Below are 17,126 nucleotides of genomic sequence, written 5' to 3' on the forward strand. Positions count from 1 at the left end.
GCCGAGCCATGCTCGGCAAGGGGTTTACCGGGAGAGCTTCTGCCGAGCATGGCTCGGCACTACTCTGAAGCTTTACCGGGAAGGCCCTTGCCGAGCATGGCTCGGCACTACAAATGAAAAACCCCGGCTTGTCCGGGGTTTTTCAGCACAACAGCCACAACGCCGCTACGCAGTCTTGTCCTTGATCGTGGTGCTGGGACCATTACCCTTGACGCTGGTGATGCCGGCTTCGCGCGCGGCCTGCGAGGCATACATCTGGCTGCTGCCGATCACCTGGTGGTTGGCTGCTTTCAGATTGAAATGGTAGCGCCCGTCACTGGCGGTCTTGCGCTCGTAATGCGCTTCATCCGGGCTGTTCTTCTGCACCGAGGCGATGCCGTTCTCCGCGCCGGCGCGCGTGGTGTAACGCTCGCTGGTCAGGATGACCTCGGCATTGCCTGCCTTGAGCACGAAGTAAAACTGGCCGTCACTGCTCTTGTCCAACTCGTACCAACCTGCCATCGCAATACCCCACTTGAGGATGATGCCGGCACGCCGCCGCCCTGCTTGCGCAGCCGCATGCGTGGCTGTTGCCCGGATGACCGGACGTTGGAAGCCGCCAACTACCGCGGCTACAGGTACGACTCTACCTCAATCTTCTGTCCGTTCCAGCCAAGCCAGCTTGCGCTCACGTGGCAGCTGCTTGATCTGCCATTCGGCTCGGGACGCGGCCGAACGGTCGGCATAGGCGCGGCGGGCCAGGATCCGCAGCGGCGGGTGCGCGCGGGTATAGCGCGCACCCTTGCCGGCGACATGGGCCAGGAACCGGGCCTCCACATCGGTACTGATACCTGCGTAGTAGCTGCCATCGCGGCATTCCAGCAGATACACAAACCAACTGCCCTTCACCCGCGCCTGCTCCTGCTTGATTTACAGGCTGGCCGCGTCAGCAATCTTGCAAAGGCCTTCGCCCACTGCCTTGTTGGAGGTCATCTGACCACCCTTGATGCTGAAACGCACTTCGACGCGCACACTGCCGTCGTCCTGGCGACGCACGGTGGTACGCAACGGCACGGTCGAACCGCCACCGCCACGGACCGGATTCTCGGCGGCGATGTAGCCGGTACGCTCGTTCGGATAAACCCCCACCATGCCCTCGGCCTCGATCGCGGCCACGGTCTTGGCGAACGCGTCGGCGTAGCTGACCCCTTCATGGTCGGTCGACGCCAGGAACTGCTTGCCGCTGGTGAAGCCACCGGCCACCGACAGGTTCTGCAGGCAACCGCTGCCCGAATCCACTACTTCCTTCTTGGCCAGCGCCAGCGACGGGACCAGCATCAAAGCCAGCGCCATGGTGCACATACGGAAACGCATCAGTTCCTTCTCCTTGGAGCGGTGATTCATAGGCTTTCCTGCAGGAGAAGGTGCTCCCCCTGTCCCCACGGCAGGCGGGAGGCCTACCACCTCCCGCCGCGTAAACTACTTGGACTGCCTGCCGTGCGCCAGTGAAACTGTCACGGAATCCTCAGGCTGCCGCCTCCAGCTGGGCGCGGCGGCGGGCGCGTACCGCATCAGCCAGGCGCTCCAGTACCTGCACCGTGCTGTCCCAATCGATGCAGCCATCGGTGATGCTCTGGCCATAGACCAGCGGCTGGCCTTCGACCAGGTCCTGGCGACCGGCAACCAGGTGGCTCTCGATCATCACCCCAACCACACGCTGCTCCCCGGCTTCCAGCTGGGTGGCAATGTCTTCGATCACCCGGGGCTGGTTCTCGGGCTTCTTGCTGCTGTTGGCGTGGCTGGCGTCGATCATCAGGCGTGCCGGCAGTTGCGATTTGGCCAGTACCTCGCTGGCCGCCTGCACACTGGCCGCATCGTAGTTGGGCGCCTTGCCGCCACGCAGGATCACATGGCAATCCGGATTGCCCTGGGTGGCGACAATGGCGGTGCCGCCTTCCTTGGTCACCGACAGGAAGTGGTGCGGGTGCGAGGCCGCACCGACGGCATCGGCGGCAATCTTCACATCGCCGGTGGTGCCGTTCTTGAAGCCCACCGGGCAGGACAGGCCCGACGCCAGCTCGCGATGCACCTGGCTCTCGGTGGTGCGGGCGCCAATCGCGCCCCAGGCCACCAGGTCGGCGATGTACTGCGGCGAGATCACGTCCAGGAACTCCACGCCGGCCGGCAGGCCGAGGCGGTTGATGTCGCGCAGCAGGCCGCGCGCCACGCGCAGGCCCTTGTTGATGTTGAAGCTGCCGTCCAGGTCCGGATCGTTGATCAGGCCCTTCCAGCCCACCGTGGTGCGCGGCTTTTCGAAGTAAACCCGCATGACGATCTCCAGCTCACCGGCCAGCGCATCGCGCAGCGGACGCAGGCGCTGGGCGTATTCCATGGCCGCAACCGGGTCATGGATCGAGCACGGGCCCACGACAACCGCCAGGCGGTCGTCCTGGCCGTGCAGGATGCGGTGCAGCGAGGCGCGGGCGTCGGCCACGGTCTGCGAGGCTTCCTCGTCGCAGGGCAACAGCGCCAGCAGCTGTGCCGGTGAGGTCAGGGGTTCCAGTTTGCGGATGCGCAGATCGTCGGTGTGGGGGGGCATGGGGGTCTCCGGTTCAAAACGATGAAGGGTTTGGCCCCAGCGAGGCGGCATGAAAAAAGCCGCCAGGTTCGCTGGCGGCTTTTCGGGAATGCATCTGAAAGTTTCTTCAGGGTAAGCGCAGTCCTTCCTCCGCCAGCGGCTTGGGAAAGTAATACCAAAAGTAAAAGCTGGCGCGGGCTGCGTTCATGGGGAGCATTGATAACACGGCTTTTTGTGCGATGCGACAGTTTCAGCGGCAACAGACCCTGCCGTTGACACGTTCAGCTTGCCGGTCCCTGCAGCACCGCCTCTCCCTGCCAACTGCCGTCTGGCTGCTGCAGCAGGCGCAATTTGGCCACCCCAAGCCCCCTGTCCTGCAGCGCCTGCAACCACAGCAATGCCTGCGCGGGCGCGCCCTCGAGACTGACGGCAAACCGTTGCTCTGGCCGCGGCTGGATCTGGTGGATCGTCAGCCCCTGCTCGTCGGCCAGCGCCGACAGCATTGCCGGCAGCTCGCTGGCTTTCAACGCTGCCCCCCGCTGTGCGGCAGCACCGGCGCGCACTGCATTGGCACGCAGATGGCGCTGCAACTGTTGTTCGGCGGCAACATCCCTACGCGCCTGCTGCAAGGCATGGCGCGTCGGCATCCACGCACCGAACCAGAACGCAAGCAGCACAGCGAACGCCAGCAATACCTGCAATGCGAGGCGATCACGCGGCGCCAATGCTGCCCAACGCGTGCCGAGCAAGCCCCGCAGGCCGCGGCCAGCGCTGATTTCTGCAGTTCCCATGTTCATTGCGCCTCGCCCACTTTCAGTTGCATGCCACCGTCATCGCGGCGGGTTGCTTCCAGCCGCAATGGCTGCGCGCGCAGGCGCTGTTGCAGCGCCTCGAATGCGCTCGCTTCGCCTTGCAACTGCAATTGCAGCTCACCCTTGCCGGCGTGGAACTGCAGGCCCTGCACCTGCAGTGGCGACTCGACCGGCATGGCCTCGGCGACGCGGGACAACAAGGCCTGCAGCTGGCTTGCCGCGCTGCCCTGCTGCAGGTGCTGGTCGAACTGCGCCTTCAGATTGACGATGCGCTGCTCGTCCGGGAACAGCCGCCGGTAGATGCTTTCATTGACCTGCCGATAGCCGCTGGCCTGCTGCTGCAGCAGCCAGGCCTGTGCGCCATCGAAGGCCAGCTGCGCCACCAGCACCGCAGCCACCGCCCATGCCACCGGCTTCCAGTGGCGCAGCTGCAGGCGCGACGCCGGCGCGAAGTCTCCCTGGGCCAGATCCAACGCGCGTGGGCGCTGCGTCGCCAGCCATGCCGGCAGGGCCATGTCCAAGGCCTGCAGGTTGGCATCGATGGCCGGTGGCAACGTAGGACTGTCTTCACTGGCATGGAGTATCCGCAGGTTTCCCGGCAAACGCTCCAGCAGCTCGGGCAACTGGGTGGGCGCCAGCGCCAGGCGCAGCGCATCGGTACCCGCCAACAGGCAACGGGCGTTGTTCCAGCACAGGGTGGGGACCTCGTTGGGCAGCAGGTCGGCATCCACATGGATGGCACTGACCAGCGCCCCCCTGTCGCGCACTCCCTGCAGCCAGGACCCAAGCAGGCTGCGATTGATCGCCACGACGCGACGGCGTCCGTCACCCAGGGTTTCGCCCAGCGCCAGATGCATGTCTTCCACATCCTCGGCCAGCAACGGTTCCACCGCATAGGGCAAGGCCTTGCGCTGCCAATGCGCATTGCCTGCCGGCAGACTGAGCGCACAGCTGGCCACCTGTTCAACCGGCACGATCAGCGCGATGGCGCGACCCTTGAGCCTTGCCAGCGCATCGCCCAAGGGCAACCTGGCGGTCTGTTGGCCGTCACTCCAGGTGACCGGCAGGTCATCACTCAGGCGCGCGCTACACCACGCAGGCAGGAACAGGCACGGCAACGCCGGCGGCGACTTCATCGATCATTCTCCGGAAATACAGGGGGAGCCAGCTGCCGCGCGACAACCTCGACCTGACCTGCATCGCGATGCAGGACGCTGAGCAGGCGCAGGCGTCGGTCGCCGATGGCGACCTCGCTGCTGGCAACGAACCAATTGCTGCGCACCGCCAGCCCGCTTCTTGCCACCTGCCGACGCTGCAGCAATGGCTGCAGGAGCAGTACATCAACGTTGGCGAAGCCGTCGCTGCCGCGTGCCTCGACCAGGCGGCGACCATCTGCCAACCCAAGTCCATCGGCGAGACTGGCCATTACCAATGGGTCAGCAGTATTGAGATTGAGCGGGGTGGCGGCAGGCAAGACGGCAACGTGCGGCAACAGCTGCTGGTAGGCCGCCTCATCGATGCCTGCCAGCAGGCGCAGCTCGCTAACCTCCTGCAACGGTCGGCGCGCGGGCAGATAGGCGGGTTGGCGGCGCAGGTAGTCGCGTTCGCCCTGCTGCCGGACCAGATCCGGCGCCAGCGGCGGGGCGATCCACGCCACCAGCTGCCATGCCAGTTGCGGGTCCAGCCGCAACAACAACAACAGGCGCTGCAGGCGTGCCATCGCATCGGCATCCACCTGGCCGCCCTGTACCACGCTGTTGAGATTGAAGCGTCCGCTCAGGTCATCGATCGACAGGCGCAGATGGCCGTCGTCCAGCGGATACGGCGGCAACGGCTGTGCCCAGGCTTCGCCACGATGATCACGTGCGGCTGACTGGCGCAGGTCCGTGGCCAGCAACGCAAGCGCCAGCTGCTCGCCACCGCGCGCGTAGTGCCACGCCTGGCGCGCATGCAGTTGATTGGCTGTGGTGCGGATCGACAGCTGCTGGCGGGTAACCAGCGCCGCACAGACTGTCGCGGCCAGCGCCACCACCAGCAGCACCGTGATCAGCGCAACGCCCCGTGACGCGGACTTCATGCCGGCCCCCTGCCCGCCGCGCCACCCGGCAGCAACAACACGCGTCGCAATTCACCAAAACGCGGATGCGCGATGCGCAGTTCCAGCGCGCGCGGCAAAGGCTGCACGCCGCTGCCCTGCCACTGCGTGCGCCATACTCCCTGACGGTCGAGGTAACGCCATTGCAGGGCATTGACCGCCGGCAGCAGCAGCTGGCGCTGTGGCGCTGCGTTGTCCGCGCGATCCAACACCGGCCAGTACTCGCGCACCAGCGCGCTGCCGTCGTAATGCCAGCGCACCCGCTGCAACTGCGCGCGCGGCGCCCCCAAAGGATTGCTCCAGCCGGCGCGGGTCCATTGCAGGCCCTGCCCATCGGGATCACTCCAGAAGGCTGGCTCCTCGGTGCCATCCGCGCCCAGCAGTGGCCGCGCCACTGCCTGCTCGACATCACGTTCAAGGCTGCCCATCGCGCGCACCAGCTGCCGCAACTGCTGGTCCTGTGCACGCGTCTGCGCCTCCACCCGCACCGCGCTGAGCAGCAGGCGATGGCTGGCAATACCGACCAGGGCGAAGATCGCCACCGCCACCAGTACTTCCAACAAAGTAAAGCCGCCCGTGGATCTGCGCTTCATTGTTGGGCCCCGACAAAGCCGGTCAGGCTGATGCCGACCTCCCCGCCCGTCGCAGCGCTGACCCGTATATGCACCCGATGCAGCTGCGGTTCCGGCGTGGCCTGCACCTCACGCAGCACCCGCCAGCGGCGCCCGCCCTGTTCGACGATGTCTTCATTGCTCCCCATCGCGCCCGCACCCTGCAGCTGCAGTTCGGCCAGGGCGGTATCTGCCACCCAAGCGGCCAGCGCGCGATCTTCCAACAGCCGTGCGTTGTGCAGATGGCGTTGCAGGGTGGCGTGCACCATCGCCGCAACCAGCGCCAATATCGCCACTGCCACCATGACCTCCAGCAAGGTGAAACCGCGCACGCGATTCATGGCATCGACACCTGCTGTACTTCCGGTTCCGCCAGACCATCGCCGTCGATCCGATAGACCACGTCGTGCCGGCTGATGTCGGCGATGCGGACGCTGAAGGGCGTGCCCTGCGCCGATGACGACAGCACGATCTGCGGCGGGCTGTCCTCGTCGATGCTTGCCGGCAACGCCAGCGGCGCGCCTTCCAGGATCAACTGCAGGTGCAGGTTGTCAGGCAGGTGCCGCCGCGTGCTGCCTGGCTGTGCGTGCCAGCGCCCCTTGCGGTTGTCGTAGGCACGCACCTCATACGCCTGACTACTGATGCGGACGCCGTACTCGCGGTTGTCCAGCACCGCCTCATCGGCGAGCAGCTGCAGCACCGCTGCCAGCCGCTCGGCCTCGCCGCGCACGGCGCGGTGGTCATCGCGCGCGCTCGCGACCAATCCCACCGCAGCGGCCATTACGCCGACGATGACCACGACCACCAGCATTTCCACCAGGGTGAATCCACGCGCGCGCAACACCTTCAGATATCCCGGCTGTCCAGGTCTGCATCCAGCCCCTCACCGCCTTCGCGGCCATCGGCGCCGTAGCTCCACAGGTCATAACCCTCCCTGCTGCCCGGCGCCAGGTACAGGTAGGGGTTGCCCCAGGGATCGACCGGCAGTCGTGCCAGGTAACCTTCCGGGTTCCAGTTGTCTGCGCCGCCAGGCGGACGTTGTACCAGCGCCTGCAGGCCTTGCTGGGTATCGGGATAACGGCGGTTGTCCAACCGGTACATTTCCAGCGCCGAGCCAATCGCCTTGAGATCACCGCGCGCGACGGTGACCTTGGCCTGGTCCGGCCGCCCCATCACCTTGGGGACCACCAGCGCGGCGAGGATGCCGATGATCACCACCACCACCATGATCTCGATCAGGGTGAAGCCGGCCTGGCGTCTTGCAGATATGTTCATTGCTCTATCAACCCACTAGTTGGTTCAAGGACATGATCGGCAGCAGGATGGCCAGCACGATCAACAACACCACCGCGCCCATCAGCACCAGCATGAACGGCTCGAACAAACCGACCAGCAGGGCGATGCGCGCGGCCAGATCGGATTCCTGGTTGCGTGCGGCGCGGGCCAGCATTGCGTCCAGCGCGCCGGACTTCTCGCCCGCCGCGACCATGTGCAGCAGCATCGGCGGCAATGAGGTGTGCTGTTCCAGTGCCCGGGTCAGGCTGCCGCCCTCGCGCACCGTGACTTCGGCCTGCAGCAGGCCAGCCTTGATGCCTTGGTTGCCGACCACCTGCGCGGCAATCCGCAGCGCTTCCACCAGCGGCACGCCACTACGCACCAGGATCGCCAGGGTGGAGGCAAACCTGGCGGCATCCAGGTCCCGCAGCAGCAGGCCGAACAACGGCAGCTTCAGCACCTGGGTGTGCCAGCGCAGGCGACTGGCCGGCTGTTGCAACGCGCGCCGCAGCAGCACGCCGGCCAACAACAGCAACGGCAGCAGCCATGGACCCCAGCGGGTGACGGCATTGCTGGTGGCCACCAGCGCGCGGGTGAGCCAGGGCAACGGCTGGCCGGAATCGACAAAGACATCGATCACATCCGGTACCACATAGCCGAGCAGGAAGCCGACGATCAACCCAGCCACCAGCACCAGGATCAGCGGATACAGCAAGGCCAGTTGTACCCGCTGCCGTGATTGCTGGCGCTGTTCGGTGTAGTCGGCCAGTTGTTCCAGCACCACCCCCAGATGCCCGCGCTCGCCGGCGGCAACCATGCTGCGGTAGAGACCGGGAAAGGCGCGCGGATACGCCGCCAGTGCCGCCGCCAATCCATGGCCTTCAAGAATTTTGCCGCGCACCGCCAACAAGGTGGCACGTATGCGCGGCCGGGTCGCCTGCGCAGCCACGGCACGCAGTGCTTCCTCAACCGGCAGGGCCGCCTGCACCAGCGTCGCCAATTGCCGGGTCAGCAGCGCCAACTCCGCGCTGCCGATGCGACCACCGCCGATACCGCCACCGGTCGCGCGGACCGCTGCCGGTTCTACCTGCACCGGTGCCAGATTGCGCTCGCGCAGCTGCTGGCGTGCCTGCCGCGCGCTGTCCGCTTCGATCACCCCCTTGTGGCGGCGACCGTCAGCCGACAATGCCAGATAGTCGAACGCCGCCATCAGTGGTGGCCCCGGGGCAGATCACCGCTCACAGGTCGCGCCCCACCCGCAGGACTTCTTCCAGCGTGGTCACGCCATCCAGCACCTTGGCACGGCCGTCGTCCAACATCGATGGACCTTGCCGGCGCGCCTGCTCCAGCAGTTCGGCCTCGCCTGCACCGGCATGCACCAGCGCGCGCAGCTCGGGGCCGAATTCGACCAGTTCGTAGATGCCGGTACGGCCGCGGTAACCCTGGCCATTGCAGTGGTCACACCCCACCGGGCGGAACAACAGCGGCCGTTGCCAGGGTTCCATCTGCAACTGCGCGCACTCTGCCGTGGATGCCGGCGTCACCACCCGGCACTTGGGGCATAGCCGCCGAACCAAGCGTTGCGCCAGCACGCCGAGCAACGAGGACGACAGCAGGAAGGACTCCACCCCCATGTCCAGCAAGCGGGTGACCGCGCCGATGGCGCTGTTGGTATGCAGCGTGGACAACAGCAGATGCCCGGTGAGCGAGGCCTGCACGGCGATGCGCGCGGTTTCGCTGTCACGGATCTCACCGACCATCAGCACGTCGGGGTCCTGACGCAGGATCGCGCGCAGGCCACGCGCGAAGGTCATGTCGATACGGCCGTTGACCTGGGTCTGGCCAACGCCATCCAGGTGGTACTCGATCGGATCTTCGACGGTGAGGATGTTGCGCTGGCGATTGTTGATGGCGCGCAGGCCGGCATACAGCGTGGTGCTCTTGCCGGCACCGGTCGGGCCAGTGACCAGCACGATGCCGTGCGGGCGGCACAGCATGGCCTGCAGCACGCCGACGTCGCGTACCCGCATGCCCAGGTGCTGCAGCGACAACTGCCCCGATTGCTTGTCCAGCAGGCGCAGCACCACCCGTTCGCCATTGGCTGCCGGCAGGGTCGAGACACGGATATCCACCTCGCGTCCGCCGACCCGCACCGAGATCCGGCCATCCTGCGGCAAGCGCTTCTCGGCGATATCCAGCCGCGCCATCACCTTGATGCGCGACACCAGCAGCGCGGCCAGCTCGCGCCGTGGCTCGACCACGTCGCGCAGGATGCCATCCACGCGGAAGCGGACCACCAGCCGTCGCTCGAAGGTCTCGATATGGATATCGGAGGCATGCTCGGCCAGTGCTTCGCCCAGCAGCGCGTTGATGAGACGGATGATCGGCGCGTCATCCTGCTGGTCGAGCAGATCCTCGACCTGCTCCAGGCCCTCCACCAGGCTGGCCAGATCCATGCTGTCGCCAAGTTCGTCGGCCATGCTCATGGCGCTGCCGGCGTCCTGCTGATAGACCTGCTGCAGCAGTTCCTCGAACACCGCATCGGCCACCGTCTGCGGCAACAACGGCCGCCCTGCGATGCGCTGCGCCTCGGCCACGGCCGCTATCGTGGCATCGCCACGACAGGCAAGCCGCGCATCGCCGTCGTCGACCAACAACACACCATGACGCCGCGCGAACGCAAACGGCAGGCGCAACGCGGGCACGCCGCCCGCACAAGCCAGCGTCGCCGGGAGCTCCATTTCAAGCATCGATTACTGCAAGGTGACATCACTGCACGGAGCGACGTCACACTTTCCCCTGAAAAAACGTGCCGGGAAAATGCCACGTTCTCGGCGGAAAAGCGTGATTTCCACGTCACTTTCCAGATGACGATCACACTTCAGCAGGTATTTGCATCGCACTCTCTTACGTACGCAGCTAGAGTACCGGCTTCGCAAAATCCGACACTGCGAAAACAGGGGAAAACCAGACACCTTTGGCGCCGCGTTGCCTGAAAAGTGCAGCGAGCTTCCTCCTGTGCGCGCGGATTTTTGCCAAGGGAGATGCCGTAGCACCGATGTTCCAGTTCGATACTTCCAACCTGCTGCCAAAGATCGTCGCGATCCTCATCACGCTTTGCGGCGTTGCCGTGTTGTCATGGCAGGCGCGCCGGCTCTACCTGCAGATGCGCGAGCTGCCTGCCCGCGTCGACGAAGCGCCGCCGCGATTGCCAAGCCTGTCGCCACAGCTGTTGCAGCGCTTGTTCGGCGACGCCAGCACGGTGCCTGCTGCCGACCTGCATAGCGTGCAACTGCAGGGCTGCATCGTTGCGGCCGACCCACGGCAATCACAGGCACTGCTCCAGATCGAAGGCCAGGGGACGGTGAATGTATTCAGTGGTGAGGAATTCCTGCCCGGCGTCGTGCTGCAGCAGGTAGCCCACGACCATGTGCTGTTCGGCCGCAACGGCCATAGCGGCCGGCTTGATTTCCCCTCCCCGCAGAGCGCAGCACCTGCACTGCCGTCCGGTGGTGGCGAATGATCCGGCCCACCATAAGCGCGGCACTGCGACGCCTGGCCTTGCTGTCGGCCCTGCTGCTTGCGCCCTTGGCGATCAGCGCCGCGTCCGCAGAGGATGCTCCCCAGCAATGGAGCATCAACATGAAGGACACGGATATCCGCGACTTCATCGGTGCAGTGGCCAATATCACCGGCGACACGTTGATCGTCGATCCGCGCGTGGCCGGTGAAGTCAGTGTCACCACCCAGGAACCGATGACCCTGCCGGAGGTGCGTCGCCTGTTCCTGTCGGTGATGACCATCCACGGCTTTGCGGTGATCGAAGAGGAGCGCCAGACGCGCGTGGTTCCCAATGACGAAGCGCGTGTCTTCGCCGATGGTCGCGGCCGCGGCCCGGACGCGATCGAAACCCGCGTGCTGACCGTGCAACATGGCATCGCCACCGAGTTGCTGCCGATGCTGCGGCCGCTGGTGCCAGCCAACGCCCATCTGGCCGCGGTGCCCACCTCCAACGCCCTGATCATCAGCGACCGGCGCGGCAACATCGCCCGTATCGAGGCGCTGTTGCGGCAGCTGGATGCCCCCAGGTTGCATGGCCACGCCGACTACGACGTGCAGTTCGCCAGCGTGGAGAACCTGCAGAAGCTGCTGCAGGCCAGCCTCGGTGCCAGTAGCGCCGGGTCGGCCACCAAGGTGCTGGCCGATGCCCGCACCAACCGCCTGCTGATCTTCGGGCCCGAGCAGGCACGCCAGCGCCTGCTGGCATTGGCGCGTTCCCTGGATGTGGATGCACCGCGCTCGACCACCACCCAGGTGATCCGCCTGCAACACGGTGACGCCAAGCAGATGGCGCAGACACTGGGGGCGATCGGCGATTCCATCAAGCAGGAAGGCGCCGACAAGCAGGCGCAGATGGGCAGCCTGATCCGTGCCGACGAAAGCCTCAATGCCGTCGTCATCCACGCCAAGCCCGAGATGCTGCAGGTGCTGACCGACATCGTGCGGCAGCTGGACATTCCGCGTTCGCAGGTGCTGGTGGAGGCCGCCATCGTCGAGATCTCCGGCGATATCGAGGATGCGCTGGGCGTGCAATGGGCGCTGGATGGCGGTTCCCGCAGCAACGGCGTGGGCGGGGTCAACTACAACAACACCGGCCTGTCGATCGGCACCCTGCTTGGCTCGCTGGCGGCCGGCAGCACGCCGACAGCGCTGCCGTCCGGTGCCATCCTCGGTATCGGCAACAGCAATTTCGGTGCCTTGGTGACCGCGCTTTCAACCAATGCCAAGAACAACCTGCTGTCGACGCCGACCCTGCTGACGCTGGACCACGAACCGGCGGAAATCCTGGTCGGCCAGAACGTGCCCTTCCAGACCGGCTCGTACACCACCACCGGCGACGGCACCAGCAACCCGTTCACCACCATCCAGCGCCAGGACATCGGCGTGACCCTGAAGGTGACGCCCCACATCAACCAGGGCGGCACCCTGCGGCTGGAGATCGAACAGGAGATCTCCTCGCTGGCGGCCACACCCAGCGGTATCACCCTGTCCGACGTGATCACCAACAAGCGCTCGATCAAGAGCACCATCCTGGCCAACGATGGGCAGGTGATCGTGCTCGGCGGGCTGATCCAGGATGACGTCACCCATACCCGCTCCAGCGTGCCGCTGCTCGGCAGCATTCCTGGCCTCGGCAAGCTGTTCAGCTCGACCAGCGATACCCGCGTCAAGCGCAACCTGATGGTCTTCCTGCGCCCCACCGTGATCCTTGGCCAGAGCGCCGCCAACGACCTGAGCGAACGCAAATACCTGGATCTGCGCGAAGCACCCAGCACACGCGGCAAGTACGCCAATCCGTTGCCCGCCACGCCGGCACAGCTGTTCGATCGCGGCACGAACGCTTCCGACCCTGCCGGCGCGCGGACACCCGCACGCTGACAGGCTCATACACGCGCCGCACAGCGACCGGTTTGGGGCCGGAGCATGCGGCTCGGTTTCATTGCTGTACTTCAAAACAAGGGGAGAACTACTTGAACAACGCAATCAACCTGCGCGCGCTTGCGCTGGCATTGAGCGTGGTATTGCTCGCATCCTGCGACAAGAGCGAAGCGCCGCCGAGCATCGGCGATGGCGGCGGCAATGGCAGTGGCCAGGACGGCGGCACGGCAACGCCGGTGCCGCCGGGCCCGGCTCCTGGTGACGGCAATGGCGATGATGGCTTCGGCGATGACATCGACGTCGGCGGCTCGGGCGGAGATGGCACTGCCGACGGTGGCGGCAATGACAATGACAATGGCGGTGGCAATCCACCCACCACGCCGAGCATACCGGCCACGCCGATCACCCCGGCGACACCGACAGATCCCTATCCGGAGCCAAACTCGGCCCGCTATGACGAAGTGGACCTGAAGGGCTTCTACGACACCGATGCCAGTGGCGCGGTGCGCGCCGTACGCAACGATCTGGTGGGCTCACTCCCGGCGATGATCCAGTTCGCGCAGAGCCACACCGTTGATCCGAATGGCAACGAAGCCAGGAACATGCCGCGCCTGACCAGCGAGCGCGAGGCCTTGCTGTTGGTCACCCCGGATCCGGCACTGCAGGATATCGAAGCCTTGAATGTCACCGTTTCGGTGGACGGCAAGGTCATGGGTACCGCGCAACTGCTGCACCCCAATGCCATGTACCGCTCGGACTACAACAACAGCGATGGCCGCCCTGACTACAACTATTCGCGGCGCGCCTGGAGCACGCGACTCCCGTGGGATTGGGTGAAGCCCGGCGTCAGCCTGAGCATCAGCGATGACAAGGCGCGCAGTGGCAGCCTGGCGGCGGACAAGATCGATTTTGCCGCACCGGCCGAACTGGTCGTACACAGCATCCGCCTGGGCATGCTGACCGATCCGCCGGGCGAGAGCGATGCGTTCTGGATGCTGAAAAGCCCCGCGCAGGCAGCCGCTGACTACTTCCAGACCATTCCGGCCGCGCGCATGACCGTGGCCTACTACGAGGCGGTCAAGCTCGACCGGGTGATGGTCGCCAACGGCACCATCTACGAGACCGCCAGCGCAGTGGAAGGTGGCGTGTACGGCGGCGACATGCGCGAGAACACCGGCAAGTCCACGGTGAGCGTGGGCATCAACCTGGCCAACTTCGGCGCTACCGCTTCGGGCATGGCCGGGCAATCACAGCCGCAATGGTTCCAGAACGTGGTCGCCCATCACGCCGTGGGCGTGTACAGCAACGGCACGCAAAGCCATGGCCTGAGCGGCGGCAACGGCATGCTGACGGTGTACTCCACCAGCGGCAACGAGTTCAGCCATGAGATCGGCCACCACTATGGACTGGGCCACTATCCCGGCCAGGCCGGCGACAACTACTTCTGGTCCGGCCATCACCACGACAGCGGCTGGGGTTACATCGCCTACCGCAAGCGCATGCGTGCCAACCTGCACTGGAGCCGCCCCAAGACCGGCGGCATGAACGGCATGCCGGTGTTCGACGACACCTACAGCTTCGGTACCGATGCGATGTCCGGCGGCCACTATTCCAGCGCCTTGTCGCGCTACACGCATTACACCGGCTACAGCACCAGGAACGCGATCCAGCAGCGCTTGAACAAACCGGTTCCCAGCCAGAGTTCGCCCACCGGCTACCTGGGTTGGAACGCCGACACCCGCAGCATGGAACCGGTGACCGGCAAGGTGCCGACCAGCAAGGAACTGTTCTTCAACTCGCCCGACGGCAACTACCTCAAGCCACGCTTGGTCGGCGCACCGGTGTTCACCGTGCTCGGTGGCTACGACCCGAGTACCGGCAAGGCCTTGCTGTATCCGCCGTTCCGTGGCAACTGGGGCAATGTGTTCGAGCTGCCGACGCCAGTTGCCAATGCAAGCAGCCGCCAGTGCTGGCTGCAGGTCAGCTTCAACGGCGGCACCAGCAAGCGTATCGCCGTGGCCGGCAATGTCCTGCAGAACGGCTCGGTCAACAAACTGCATGTCAATCTGGCCCAGGCCGACCAGCCGCAGCAGGCCAGCCTGCAGTGCCAGGAACCCGGGGCAGCAGCCAGCACCTTGGCGACGATGAGCTTCCCGCAGAATCTTGCGCCCATGAAGGCGCCGGTCGTGGTCGGCAAGGAAGCGGGGTACACGGCACTGCGCGCGGTGGAACTGCCGGAACTGGAAGCAGTGCTGAGCGCAGCCGCCGGCAAGCCAGTGATCAACCTGGGTTCCCGCGGCGAACTGCTGTATGCCAGCTGGGGCAGCAATGATGACGGTCTGTCGGCCACCGCCAAGGCCGCCCTGCTCGCCTATCAGGAACAGGAACGCAGCAGTCGCCGCATCAACCGCTGGATGAACCGCTACCGCAGCGACCTGCAGGCAGCCAACAACAGTGCCGCCAAGCAAGCCCTGGTCGGCCTGCTGGAGACACTGAAGCTGCGCCAGACACCCTTGCTGCCGCCTGCACAGACGATGCTGGTGGGCAGCAGGAAATACTGCCTGAAGGCCGAGGAGAGGAACGGCGCGCCCGCGGTCTACATCGCCGACAGTGCTACCTGCAGCGGTGCCGAGGATGAGCAGTGGATGGCCGATGCACGTGGCGCCATCCACAGCGTTGCCTATCCCACCAAGTGCCTGTCCTCGTCGGGTGGCAACTCGGCGGCGGTAACGCTGGCCAATTGTGATCGCAGCCTGGATACCCAGGTATTCGACTTCTCGGCGCTGCCGAGGATCACCCGGGGCGGTCGTTGTCTGGACCTGTCCGGTGGCTTCCTCACCAACGGCCGCGGCTCGCTGATCACCTACAACTGCAGCGGCGGCGACAACCAGCGCTGGACCGGCATCAGCCCCAGCGACAACCTGTTGCTGACCCTGCTCAGCAGCAACAACCTGATCGTGCTGCGCGGCTTGAACATTCCGTAATCGGCTACCGCCCGGGGCGCCATGCCCCGGGCTTGCGACCTTCCCAATGAACCCCTCCATCCTGCTCCTGCGGCTGATCGCCCTATCCAGCTGCCTGGTCGGCAACGCCTTCGGCCAGAGCGGCCCGCACGGGCAGCGCCCGCCCTTGCATGCAGCGCCATCGGGCGCACAGGCGCCACGTCTGCTGGCCACTTTCGTGCATGCGCATGCGCAGCGCTCACTGGCGGTAGTGCGTATTGCAGGCACCAGCGCACAGACACTGCATGTCGGTGACGAGCTCGGCGGCGGGCTGCGTGTACATGCCATCGCCCATGATCATGTTGTGCTGGCCCGCGGCGACCGCTTGTCGACGCTGCCGCTGCTGGGCTTGGGCAGCGCCCGCCGCACACCTTCGCCGGGCCCGCACGGCACTACTGCCGGACTGTCCACCGCCGGCAAGGCCAGCGTGGCAGCCAGCGTTGTCGGCGAGGCCGTGCTGCGGGCGGACAATCTCGATGCGGTCCGTGCTGCGTGCATGGATCCCTCGCTGATGGCAGCCTTGCCCGATGCACAGAAGGCCGAACTCGGTGCGTTGGGCGTCTGCGCAGAGCGCTGAATGATGCGTTCCACGCCTGCCGTGACCAGCAGTTCAGCAGGACAGCGCATACTGATGGCTGGTTCCGCGCCCGCTGGTTACGCCGATGAACGACACCGCCTCCGAACTGCTGCAGATTGCCTGCCCGCATTGCAACGCCATCAACCGGGTTCCGGCTGCACGTCTGGGCCAGTCGCCGTCCTGCGGCCGCTGCCACCAGGGCCTGTTCGCGGCGGCACCGATGGTCTTGAACGCAGCGGCATTTGATGCCCATGCCAACCGGTCGCAGATCCCGCTGCTGGTGGATTTCTGGGCCAGCTGGTGCGGCCCCTGCCGACAGATGGCGCCGGAATTCGCGAAAGCGGCCACGCAACTGGAGCCTGCCATGCGCCTGGCCAAGCTGGATACCGAAGCCCAACCCGCCATCGCCACGCGTTATGGCATCCGCAGCATTCCGACCATGGTGCTGCTGCAGGGAGGCCGCGAGATCGCGCGCCAATCCGGCGCGATGCCGGCCAGCAGCATCGTGCAATGGGCCCGCTCACACCTGTAGTGCCGAGCCATGCTCGGCAGAAGCTTTCCCAGCCATCCTCAACCTGCGAGCGGCGTAAGCCGCGAAGCTCGCACTGATTGAAGCGCTGCAAAACCTACCCCTCCCCAGCCTTCCCCTTGCCTGCGGCAAAGGGAGGGGGCGTAGTGGGGGGGGGGGGGCGGGGGGGGGGCGGGGGGGGGGGGCGCGGGGCCCCGCGCGGGGGGCCCGAGACACCGGGGGGGGGGGG

The 17,126-nt window shown here is 65.9% G+C and carries 18 protein-coding genes; 5 read left to right on the plus strand and 13 right to left on the minus strand.

Annotated elements, in window-relative coordinates:
* Window positions 1-165 precede the first annotated feature (165 nt).
* The 13 genes from ACVOLQ_RS20655 to gspE form a co-directional block, all read right to left on the minus strand.
* The gene (locus ACVOLQ_RS20655; RefSeq protein ID WP_282273201.1) at window positions 166-501 is read right to left on the minus strand and encodes a YegP family protein; all 336 of its coding nucleotides are present in this window, start codon (window positions 499-501) and stop codon (window positions 166-168) included.
* A 129-nt stretch (window positions 502-630) separates the two neighbouring features.
* Entirely contained in the window at window positions 631-888 is a 258-nt protein-coding gene (locus ACVOLQ_RS20660; protein ID WP_481529149.1) for a GIY-YIG nuclease family protein, read from the minus strand.
* Between the two features lie 21 nt (window positions 889-909).
* Window positions 910-1,383, minus strand: coding sequence for a hypothetical protein (locus ACVOLQ_RS20665; RefSeq protein WP_313173357.1), 474 nt, complete (start codon window positions 1,381-1,383; stop codon window positions 910-912).
* Window positions 1,384-1,504: 121 nt separating this feature from the next.
* The gene (locus ACVOLQ_RS20670) at window positions 1,505-2,578 is read right to left on the minus strand and encodes a 3-deoxy-7-phosphoheptulonate synthase (RefSeq protein ID WP_481529150.1); all 1,074 of its coding nucleotides are present in this window, start codon (window positions 2,576-2,578) and stop codon (window positions 1,505-1,507) included.
* Between the two features lie 260 nt (window positions 2,579-2,838).
* The gene (gene gspM / locus ACVOLQ_RS20675) at window positions 2,839-3,348 is read right to left on the minus strand and encodes a type II secretion system protein GspM (RefSeq protein ID WP_481529151.1); all 510 of its coding nucleotides are present in this window, start codon (window positions 3,346-3,348) and stop codon (window positions 2,839-2,841) included.
* 2 nt (window positions 3,349-3,350) lie between these two features.
* Window positions 3,351-4,505: a type II secretion system protein GspL gene (gspL, locus tag ACVOLQ_RS20680; RefSeq protein WP_481529152.1), complete on the minus strand. Its 1,155-nt coding sequence runs from the start codon at window positions 4,503-4,505 to the stop codon at window positions 3,351-3,353.
* Window positions 4,502-5,446, minus strand: a complete 945-nt coding sequence (gene gspK, locus ACVOLQ_RS20685) for a type II secretion system minor pseudopilin GspK (protein WP_481529153.1) — start codon at window positions 5,444-5,446, stop codon at window positions 4,502-4,504. The genes gspL and gspK overlap by 4 nt, the downstream gene beginning before the upstream one ends.
* On the minus strand, window positions 5,443-6,057 hold the full coding sequence (gene gspJ, locus ACVOLQ_RS20690; protein WP_313494399.1) for a type II secretion system minor pseudopilin GspJ: 615 nt from the start codon (window positions 6,055-6,057) through the stop codon (window positions 5,443-5,445). The genes gspK and gspJ overlap by 4 nt, the downstream gene beginning before the upstream one ends.
* Window positions 6,054-6,416, minus strand: a complete 363-nt coding sequence (gene gspI, locus ACVOLQ_RS20695; protein WP_481529154.1) for a type II secretion system minor pseudopilin GspI — start codon at window positions 6,414-6,416, stop codon at window positions 6,054-6,056. The genes gspJ and gspI overlap by 4 nt, the downstream gene beginning before the upstream one ends.
* Window positions 6,413-6,919, minus strand: a complete 507-nt coding sequence (gspH, locus tag ACVOLQ_RS20700) for a type II secretion system minor pseudopilin GspH (protein WP_481529155.1) — start codon at window positions 6,917-6,919, stop codon at window positions 6,413-6,415. Before gspH ends, gspI begins: the two co-directional genes overlap by 4 nt.
* A gap of 2 nt (window positions 6,920-6,921) precedes the next feature.
* Window positions 6,922-7,350 (minus strand): type II secretion system major pseudopilin GspG, encoded by a 429-nt coding sequence (gene gspG / locus ACVOLQ_RS20705; protein ID WP_313494404.1) that lies wholly within the window; start codon window positions 7,348-7,350, stop codon window positions 6,922-6,924.
* 7 nt (window positions 7,351-7,357) lie between these two features.
* Entirely contained in the window at window positions 7,358-8,560 is a 1,203-nt protein-coding gene (gspF, locus tag ACVOLQ_RS20710; protein WP_481529156.1) for a type II secretion system inner membrane protein GspF, read from the minus strand.
* Window positions 8,561-8,588: 28 nt separating this feature from the next.
* Window positions 8,589-10,091: a type II secretion system ATPase GspE gene (gene gspE, locus ACVOLQ_RS20715; RefSeq protein ID WP_481529162.1), complete on the minus strand. Its 1,503-nt coding sequence runs from the start codon at window positions 10,089-10,091 to the stop codon at window positions 8,589-8,591.
* Between the two features lie 317 nt (window positions 10,092-10,408).
* On the opposite strand from gspE, the gene ACVOLQ_RS20720 reads away from it, so the two are divergent.
* From ACVOLQ_RS20720 to trxC, 5 genes are all read left to right on the plus strand, one after another.
* The gene (locus ACVOLQ_RS20720; protein WP_481529157.1) at window positions 10,409-10,873 is read left to right on the plus strand and encodes a type II secretion system protein N; all 465 of its coding nucleotides are present in this window, start codon (window positions 10,409-10,411) and stop codon (window positions 10,871-10,873) included.
* Entirely contained in the window at window positions 10,870-12,789 is a 1,920-nt protein-coding gene (gene gspD / locus ACVOLQ_RS20725; protein ID WP_481529158.1) for a type II secretion system secretin GspD, read from the plus strand. The genes ACVOLQ_RS20720 and gspD overlap by 4 nt, the downstream gene beginning before the upstream one ends.
* A 92-nt stretch (window positions 12,790-12,881) precedes the next feature.
* Window positions 12,882-15,773, plus strand: a complete 2,892-nt coding sequence (locus tag ACVOLQ_RS20730; protein WP_481529159.1) for a M66 family metalloprotease — start codon at window positions 12,882-12,884, stop codon at window positions 15,771-15,773.
* A 46-nt stretch (window positions 15,774-15,819) separates the two neighbouring features.
* Complete coding sequence (locus tag ACVOLQ_RS20735; RefSeq protein WP_481529160.1) at window positions 15,820-16,368, plus strand: type II secretion system protein N; 549 nt, start codon at window positions 15,820-15,822, stop codon at window positions 16,366-16,368.
* 85 nt (window positions 16,369-16,453) lie between these two features.
* Entirely contained in the window at window positions 16,454-16,900 is a 447-nt protein-coding gene (gene trxC, locus ACVOLQ_RS20740) for a thioredoxin TrxC (RefSeq protein WP_481529161.1), read from the plus strand.
* Window positions 16,901-17,126 lie beyond the last annotated feature (226 nt).

This window comes from Stenotrophomonas sp. STEN031 (assembly GCF_056759975.1).

Coding starts and splice junctions, on each gene's coding strand:
- ACVOLQ_RS20655 (WP_282273201.1), bottom strand. CDS start 501: ATGGCAGGTTGGTACGAGTTGGACAAGAGCAGTGACGGCCAGTTTTAC.
- ACVOLQ_RS20665 (WP_313173357.1), bottom strand. CDS start 1,383: ATGAATCACCGCTCCAAGGAGAAGGAACTGATGCGTTTCCGTATGTGC.
- ACVOLQ_RS20670 (WP_481529150.1), bottom strand. CDS start 2,578: ATGCCCCCCCACACCGACGATCTGCGCATCCGCAAACTGGAACCCCTG.
- gspM (WP_481529151.1), bottom strand. CDS start 3,348: ATGGGAACTGCAGAAATCAGCGCTGGCCGCGGCCTGCGGGGCTTGCTC.
- gspL (WP_481529152.1), bottom strand. CDS start 4,505: ATGAAGTCGCCGCCGGCGTTGCCGTGCCTGTTCCTGCCTGCGTGGTGT.
- gspK (WP_481529153.1), bottom strand. CDS start 5,446: ATGAAGTCCGCGTCACGGGGCGTTGCGCTGATCACGGTGCTGCTGGTG.
- gspJ (WP_313494399.1), bottom strand. CDS start 6,057: ATGAAGCGCAGATCCACGGGCGGCTTTACTTTGTTGGAAGTACTGGTG.
- gspI (WP_481529154.1), bottom strand. CDS start 6,416: ATGAATCGCGTGCGCGGTTTCACCTTGCTGGAGGTCATGGTGGCAGTG.
- gspG (WP_313494404.1), bottom strand. CDS start 7,350: ATGAACATATCTGCAAGACGCCAGGCCGGCTTCACCCTGATCGAGATC.
- gspF (WP_481529156.1), bottom strand. CDS start 8,560: ATGGCGGCGTTCGACTATCTGGCATTGTCGGCTGACGGTCGCCGCCAC.
- gspE (WP_481529162.1), bottom strand. CDS start 10,091: ATGGAGCTCCCGGCGACGCTGGCTTGTGCGGGCGGCGTGCCCGCGTTG.
- ACVOLQ_RS20720 (WP_481529157.1), top strand. CDS start 10,409: ATGTTCCAGTTCGATACTTCCAACCTGCTGCCAAAGATCGTCGCGATC.
- gspD (WP_481529158.1), top strand. CDS start 10,870: ATGATCCGGCCCACCATAAGCGCGGCACTGCGACGCCTGGCCTTGCTG.
- ACVOLQ_RS20735 (WP_481529160.1), top strand. CDS start 15,820: ATGAACCCCTCCATCCTGCTCCTGCGGCTGATCGCCCTATCCAGCTGC.
- trxC (WP_481529161.1), top strand. CDS start 16,454: ATGAACGACACCGCCTCCGAACTGCTGCAGATTGCCTGCCCGCATTGC.